This is a genomic window from Frankia sp. CcWB3 (genome assembly GCF_977927595.1).
This window is the reverse complement of sequence record NZ_CDWRCK010000165.1, coordinates 1-3,457: the sequence shown is the minus strand read 5'-3', so window position 1 is coordinate 3,457 and position 3,457 is coordinate 1. Positions and strand designations below refer to the sequence as shown.

At 66.0% G+C, this 3,457-nt stretch carries 1 protein-coding gene and 3 pseudogenes; all 4 read left to right on the top strand.

Annotated features, from left to right (window positions below; translation table 11 throughout):
* Nucleotides 1–313: 313 nt before the first annotated feature.
* Nucleotides 314–858 (top strand): annotated as a pseudogene (locus tag ACY5KJ_RS13375) (transposase); the annotation flags it as partial.
* 657 nt (nt 859–1,515) lie between these two features.
* Nucleotides 1,516–2,564: pseudogene (locus ACY5KJ_RS13370) on the top strand (reverse transcriptase domain-containing protein); the annotation flags it as partial.
* Nucleotides 2,565–2,699: 135 nt separating this feature from the next.
* On the top strand, nt 2,700–3,047 hold the full coding sequence (locus ACY5KJ_RS13365; protein WP_462203477.1) for a group II intron maturase-specific domain-containing protein: 348 nt from the start codon (nt 2,700–2,702) through the stop codon (nt 3,045–3,047).
* 143 nt (nt 3,048–3,190) lie between these two features.
* Nucleotides 3,191–3,331, top strand: a pseudogene (locus tag ACY5KJ_RS13360) (transposase); the annotation flags it as partial.
* Between the last annotated feature and the right edge of the window lie 126 nt (nt 3,332–3,457).

The following is a 3,457-nucleotide window of genomic DNA, read 5'->3' as shown; positions in this document are numbered from 1 at the left end:
GTGCGGCAGGCTGACCTGTACCTATAGTGAATGATGCTATCTTTCAAGGTTTGGTGACCTTCCGCCGTTGGTTGGTCAAGGTCGACCAGTCTCGGTATCACGGCATGGGCGCAGCTTCCAGAGCCCGATGTCCGTTGCCCTGACCTGGAGGTCTTGCGTCTGTGCCGGGTTGCGGAGCGGAGTTAGTCCCAGGCGGCGAGCCAGAGCAATGGTTGAGACCTGTGGATCGGCTGGGGAGGGCGTACCTTCCCGGTGATCGAGGTTGAGGTCTTAGTCAGGCCGACGTTGGCGCTTTGGTCGGGGAGGCACGCCCGTGCTCACGGTAGTCCTCGAAGACGACACGCCCGCTGATGGTCCGGCGGCGACGCGGTCGCTGATAGATCGTCCGGGAGCGCCCGGCGGATGCTCGCTGCCGCGTTGGAGGCCGAGGTCGACGCCTACATCGCCGAGCTCGCCGACCAGCGTGACGAACGCGGCCGTCGGCTGGTCGTCCGCAATGGCCACGCCCAGCCGCGGCAGGTGATGACCGCCGCCGGTGCGGTCGAGGTGACCGCACCGCGGGTCAACGACCGCCGTGTCGACCCGGACACCGGGGAACGGCAGCGGTTCTCCTCGGCGATCCTCCCGCCGTGGTGCCGCCGCTCCCCGAAGATCGCAGAGGTGCCGCCGTTGCTCTATCTGCACGGCCTGTCCTCCGGGGACTTCGTGCCCGCGCTCGAGCAGTTCCTCGGCTCGGGCGCCGGCCTGTCCGCCTCCACGGTGACCCGGCTGACCGCCAGCTGGCAGGGCGACTATCAGGCGTTCACCAACCGGGACCTGGCCGGCGTGGACTACGTCTACCTGTGGGCCGACGGCATCGTGCGCCACGAGGCGCTGCATCACCGAGTGGAGGTGGGAGACCTTCACCGCCGGGTTGTCGTGGCAGCCGGGCAGAAGCTGAGGGCAGCCTGATCCGGGAGACGCCGGGGAGGGCGGGAAGCAGCCCTGACAACGCCGGGACGCGTCGGCACTGCCAGACGGGGCGGGTTCGGCAAGCGAGACGGAAAGGCGTACGTGAGAAACCAGCGTGTAAAGCCCCTCAATCGGCCATCCAACTCGAACCTGGCGGATGTGGGCTGGGTTGCGGCGCGCACCGCCTCTGGACCTGGTTCTGAGGCGGGAACTCCGCACCGGGATGATTCCGCCCGGTCGGAGGCCACGGTGAAGGTCCACGGCGTAGTCGTGGCGATGCCGCTGGGGCAGAGCTGGACGCCCAGGTCCGTCGAACGGTGATGCGGTGAACGTGGGAACCATCCGGCGTCGCCCAGACTCTGTGCGTCGAGTACGGGAACGGGCAGGTGCGTCGTCCGCTGTGGGCGTCGGGTGGGGCGGAGGTCTCGTAGTAGTCGCGGGCGTGACGACCCGTCACGGAGGCCGGGAAAGCCGGCTACAGGGCGAAGGAGACCAGCAAGTCGGCAGCCGAAGGGCTGGAAGGCCAGGAGTACGCCGGTGAACATCGGCGAACTGGAGCAGGTCCTGTCCGGGGAGGAACGTGAACACGCCCTGGTCGTGGCCGAGCGTCGGGTACTGGAGATCCAGACCAAGCTGCACCGACGGGCCGGGGATGACCCTCATCGCCGGTTTGATGATCTGTGCAACCTCGTCGCGGATCCTGCGTTTCTGTTGGTGGCGTGGGATCGGGTGCGGGGCAACAGGGGCGCGCGAACGGCCGGGGTGGATGGGCAGACCGTCCACTACGTGGAGGCCGAGGTGGGGGTCGAGGTATTCCTCGACCGGCTACGGACCGAAATAAAGGACCGTAGTTTCCGTCCGTTGCCGTCACGGGAACGATGGATCCCGAAACCGGGCACGACGAGACGTCGCCGCCTGGGGATCGCCGCCGTGCGGGACCGGGTGGTCCAGGCGTCCCTGAAACTGGTGTTGGAGCCGATCTTCGAGGCGGATTTCCTCCCGTGCAGCTACGGGTTCCGCCCGCACCACCGGACTCACGACGCCGTGGCCGAAGTGCGCTACCTCACGGCCCGCTCCTACGAATGGGTCGTGGAAGGCGACATCAAGGCATGCTTTGACGAGATCTCGCATCCAGCCTTGCTTGATCGGGTGCGGATACGAGTCGGAGACAAACGGGTACTGAGCCTGGTGAAGGCGTTTCTCAAAGCGGGGTCCTCGGCGAGGACCGAGTGCTCCGAGATACCAACGCCGGAACCGCGCAAGGGTCGATCCTCTCCCCGTTGCTCAGCAACGTGGCGCTCGCCGTCCTGGACGAGCACATCGCCCAGGCTCCGGGCGGGCCTGGGGTGAGCCGCAATGATCGGCTCACCCGTCGCCGTCACGGCCAGGCGAACTATCGCCTGATCCGTTACGCCGACGACTGGTGCCTGGTCGTGTCGGGCAGCAAAGCCGACGCGGAAGCCCTGCGGGAGCAGATCGCTGGGGTCTTGTCCACGATGGGGTTGCACCTGGCGCCGGAAAAGACCCTGGTAACCCACATCGACGAGGGCCTCGACTTCCTCGGCTGGCACATCCAGCGCCGCCGGAAGCGAGGAACAAACCGGCGTCACGTCTATGGGGACGTAATGAAGTAACAAATACGTGATCGAGAGCATCATCGCAGGTCACAGGCCTGTGGAGGGTTCGAAACGCGCAAGTTATTTCATTTCGACTCCTATACCTATCCGGCTCGCAAGGCCCTCACAGCCGTGACCGAGAAAGTAAAGACGCTGTGCCGGCAGAACATCAACCAGCCGTTTGCCATCCTGTTGTATCGACTGAACTCGATACTGCGGGGGTGGACTGCCTACTTCCGGGCCGGGGTGTCCAGCATCGCCTTCGGCTATCTGCGCGCCTTCACCTGGCGTCAGGTCATCCGCTGGCTACGCCGCAAGCACCCCGGCACCACCTGGAAGGAACTACGCCGTCGATTCACCATCGACGGCTGGTGGCCCGCCGACACAGACGTGGTCCTTTTCAACCCTGGTGCGGTGCGGACCACCCGCTACCGCTACCGCGGGGCGAAGATTCCGTCTCCATGGTCGAACGCGACATGAGAACACCACTGCCGACCCCTCGGGGCTTGTGGAGAGCCGGATGCGTCGACGAGGCGCACGTCCGGTTCGGGAGGCGGGCCGGGGAAACCCACCGGTGGAAACACCGGCAGGGCGCCCCGGCCCGACCTCACCACGTCACAATCCGCCTGGACGAGGAGAAGCTGTGCCTGCTCGTCCTGATCGGCGTCCGCGCCGACGGCCGTAAGGAACTCATCGCTCTCACCGACGGCTACCGGGAATCGACCGAGTCGTGGGCAGACCTGCTGCGTGACTGCGCGCGGCGGCCGGGAAGGTAAACATTCACGTAGATTCGTGATCTTGCGGTGAGTGGTTGGTGTTGGAGCTGGGTGTGGATGTTGTTCGCCGTTCTGGTGTGTCGTTCGTGGCGGCGGGGTCGGGGCGTGGTGGTG